A 3,757-nucleotide genomic window follows, 5' to 3' on the forward strand; every position below is an offset into this window, starting at 1 on the left:
GTACTGCGGGCACGGCAACTTCACCATCCCGCTTGCGACTAAATTTAACCGCGTGCTGGCGAGCGAAATTTCAAAAAGCTCGATCGTGAATGCCCGCATAAACTGCGAGCTCAATGGCGTTTGCAACGCGCAATTCGTTCGCCTTAGCGCGGATGAGCTGATGAGCGCGTTTGCGCGCAGGCGCGAGTTTGAGCGGCTAAAGGGGATCGATATTTTCGGCTACGATTTTTCGCACGTCTTGATCGATCCGCCGCGAGCGGGGCTGGAGCCTAGCGTGATTGATTTCATAAAAAATTTTCAAAATTTGATCTACATCTCCTGTAACCCGCAGACGCTTTTTGAAAATTTGCGCTCGCTTTGCGTTACGCATGAGGTGCGCAGGTTTGCGATCTTCGATCAGTTCGCGCATACGGCGCATATCGAATGCGGCGTGCTATTGCGGCGCAGGAGTTAAGCGGAGCTAAAACCGAAGCTGCGGATTTAGGCTGCGCGCGGGATAAAATTCCGCCTAAAATATGTATAATAACAAAATTTAAAATTACGAAAGGAAGTAGATGGTTGATCTAAATAAAATCATCCAAGCAAAGCGCACGATAAACGATTTCGTCTATAAAACGCCCTTTGCTCTGGCGCCGAAGCTCAGCAAGCTTTACGGCGCGGAAGTGTATCTCAAAAGCGAGAACTTGCAGCGCACCGGCGCATATAAGATCCGTGGGGCTTACAATAAAATCGCGCACCTAACGGATGAGGAGCGGGCACATGGAGTAATAGCCGCAAGCGCGGGCAACCACGCCCAAGGCGTAGCGATGAGCGCGCAAAAATTCGGCGTGCATGCCGTGATCGTAATGCCTGAAGCCACGCCGCTACTTAAGGTAAGCGGCACGAAGGCTCTGGGCGCGGAGATCATCCTAAAGGGCGATAATTTCGACGAGGCGTACGCGTTTGCGCTGGAATATGCCAAGGAGCACAATCTGACGTTCGTGCATCCCTTCAACGACGAGTTCGTACAAGCGGGCCAAGGCACGATCGCGCTTGAGATGATCGAAGAGGTCGCAGATCTTGAATACATCGTCGTTCCGGTTGGCGGCGGCGGGCTTGCGACGGGGGTTTGCAGCTGCGCCAAGCAGATCAATCCGGACATCAAAATCATCGCCGTAGCCGCCAAGGGCGCGCCCGCGATGCACGATAGCTTCGTCGCGAAAAAGCCGCTAAATTCCGAATCGGTCCGCACCATCGCCGACGGCATCGCGGTGCGGGATACGAGCGAGATCACGCTCTCTACGATCATCGAGTGCGTCGATGAGTTCGTGCAGGTCGATGACGAGGAGATTGCAAGCGCGATACTCTATCTGCTCGAGCAGCAAAAAATCATCGTCGAGGGCGCGGGCGCGGCGGGAGTAGCAGCGCTGATGAACGCAAAATTTGCATTCCCCGCGGGCGCAAAGATCGGCATCATCCTAAGCGGCGGCAACATCGACGTGCAGATGCTAAACATCATCATCGAAAAGGGTCTCATAAAATCGCACCGCAAGATGACGATCAACGTCACGCTCGTCGATAAGCCGGGCGCGCTTACGGGACTTACCGAAATTTTGCGCCGCGCCAACGCAAACATCGTCAAGATTGACTACGACCGCTTCTCGACCAATATCGAGTACGGCGACGCGCAGATCACGATCACGCTTGAGACCAAAGGCAAGGCTCATCAAGAGGACATCGCCTGGGCGCTCAAAAACGCAGGGTATGATTTTAGGGAGATTTTGTAAAATTTCGCGGGAGTTTTTAAAATTTATTTTCGCTCGTGAATTTGCCTAAAATTGCCAAATTTATTCGCTTGCATCCTGATCGCGGCTTGCAGCGGGTAAATTTTAAATTTTGCCTCCATTTTATATCCGTCGTGCCGAAACACTTTGCGGCTCGCGGTTTTAAATTTTACATAGAATTTAAAATTCCAAATATGCGGCGTAAGCCGCAATTTAAATAACGCGGACGTAGTCCGCCCTTCTAGCGTCGCGCGGGTGGGGGTTGGTAAGGGGGCGGGCACGCCTCGCAACTCCGAGCGCCGCCCCCTTACGAATATTGCACATAATACACCCGAGAACTAGGCTATATCATAAAATTTTGTAACAATTTACAAAATAGAATTTCATCTTGTAATAAATTTAAAATTTCTCTATGTAGAATTCTGCCTATGGAATTTAGGTCGGGGCAGCGTTTTCTCTTAAGGGGGGAAGGGGCGCTACTTGCGAGGCGCTCCCCTTCCCCCTTAAAATCCCCCAACCCCTGGCACGCTCAAAGGGCGAGCCTTACGGCTCGCGTTAAATTTTAATAGGGGTTGAATTACGGCATGCTAAATTTTAAAATTTAGCCGGAATTTACAGCTCACAAAATTTTAAAATTCCAAGCGCAAAAGAATTTTGAAATTCCAAATACGATAAAATTTAAGTGGCGGCGAAATTTCGGAATTCTTATAGGCAGCAGAATTTCAAAATTCCGTAAATTTGAGCGGAATTCTGAAATTCCGTAAATTTAAAACGATTGAATAAGGAGGCCTCATTGAACCCGATTACCGAAAAGCGCAGCGTTTCAGGCTACTACTACGCCGAGGATCGCGAGTATGTGTACTTCGTGACGGACGCGCCGCGCGAGCAAAACTACCGCTTTATTTTCGACGCGGGCGCAATCTATTTGCAGGAGGGTGCCGCCGAGGTGCGGCTTAGCAGCGAGGCGGAGTTTTTCGCGGTCGTTAAAAAGATCCTCGCGCAGTACCGCGATAAAATTTTAGAGCACTCCGCAGAGCTTGAGAATTACGAAAAAATCTACACGCGCCGCGGCGATTTTTCAAAATTTATGAAAAGGCACTCGGTCCTAAAATACGAAATCCGCAAATTTCAAAACAAAATTTCGCATTTTTACGAGGCGCTGCTCATCTGCGCAAACGAGCAAGCGGCCCTTAAAAAGCGGCTGAAAAACTACGCCTACGAAGCGGGCGTTTTCAAGGGCGTGATGAGCGAATACGCCGTCAGGATCGAGGATATCTATCAGTTCATCCAAGGCCTCAAAAACGACAAAATTAGCCGCAACATCTACATCCTCACGATCATCTCGTCGCTACTTTTGCCGCTAAATTTCATTACGAGCTTTTTCGGGATGAACACGACGGGGCTGTTTTTAAGCGGCTCGGCGCACGGCACGCTCATCGTGACACTTGCGATGTGCGTGATTTTCGCAGCGATGGTCGGCTTTTTTATGTTTTACGTCAAAAAACGAAACTAAAGCGGAGGGGTTAAATTTTGAACAAAAACGAGCTAAAAAATATCCTAGGAGAATACCTCGGCAGGGAGATTGCAGGCGGTTTTAGAGTGCCTAAAGAGCACGAGATCGCGCACTACAACGACGCGGCGAAATTTTCTTTTGAGGGCGATAGCGGGCTGCTGCGCGAGTTTTGTATCTTTGCAGATAGCGGCACCGGCGATCTTTGGCTGCTAAGCTCTAGCGGCGAGATCGCGTTTTACGACCATGATTTGGAGTTTTTGTCCGAGGCGAATTTGGAAAAATTCGATCTAAATCTCACGGGCTGGTTTGAGGTAGCGGAGCTTTTTGCTAAATTCGAAGCCCTTGACAAACCGAACGCCTCGCAAAAGGCGGAGTTTGAACAAAGCGTAGCTAAAATCTGTCCGCAAATTTTAGAAATTTGAGAAATTTAGGCGCTGCTTGCGACGCCTAAATTTAATCGCAAAACAGGAGAAATAATGAA

General features: G+C 49.5%; 3 protein-coding genes and 1 pseudogene. All 4 read left to right on the top strand.

The features are described 5' to 3' along the window. A pseudogene (locus Q0340_RS04310) lies at window positions 1–454 on the top strand (tRNA (uridine(54)-C5)-methyltransferase TrmA); the annotation flags it as partial. 100 nt (window positions 455–554) lie between these two features. Then, entirely contained in the window at window positions 555–1,766 is a 1,212-nt protein-coding gene (gene ilvA, locus Q0340_RS04315; protein WP_298053787.1) for a threonine ammonia-lyase, read from the top strand. Window positions 1,767–2,556: 790 nt separating this feature from the next. Continuing rightward, complete coding sequence (locus Q0340_RS04320; RefSeq protein ID WP_298082310.1) at window positions 2,557–3,276, top strand: CorA family divalent cation transporter; 720 nt, start codon at window positions 2,557–2,559, stop codon at window positions 3,274–3,276. A gap of 17 nt (window positions 3,277–3,293) precedes the next feature. Beyond that, on the top strand, window positions 3,294–3,698 hold the full coding sequence (locus Q0340_RS04325) for a hypothetical protein (RefSeq protein ID WP_298082311.1): 405 nt from the start codon (window positions 3,294–3,296) through the stop codon (window positions 3,696–3,698). Window positions 3,699–3,757: the final 59 nt, after the last annotated feature.

It is taken from the genome of uncultured Campylobacter sp. (assembly GCF_938045595.1).
Lineage (GTDB): Bacteria > Campylobacterota > Campylobacteria > Campylobacterales > Campylobacteraceae > Campylobacter_B.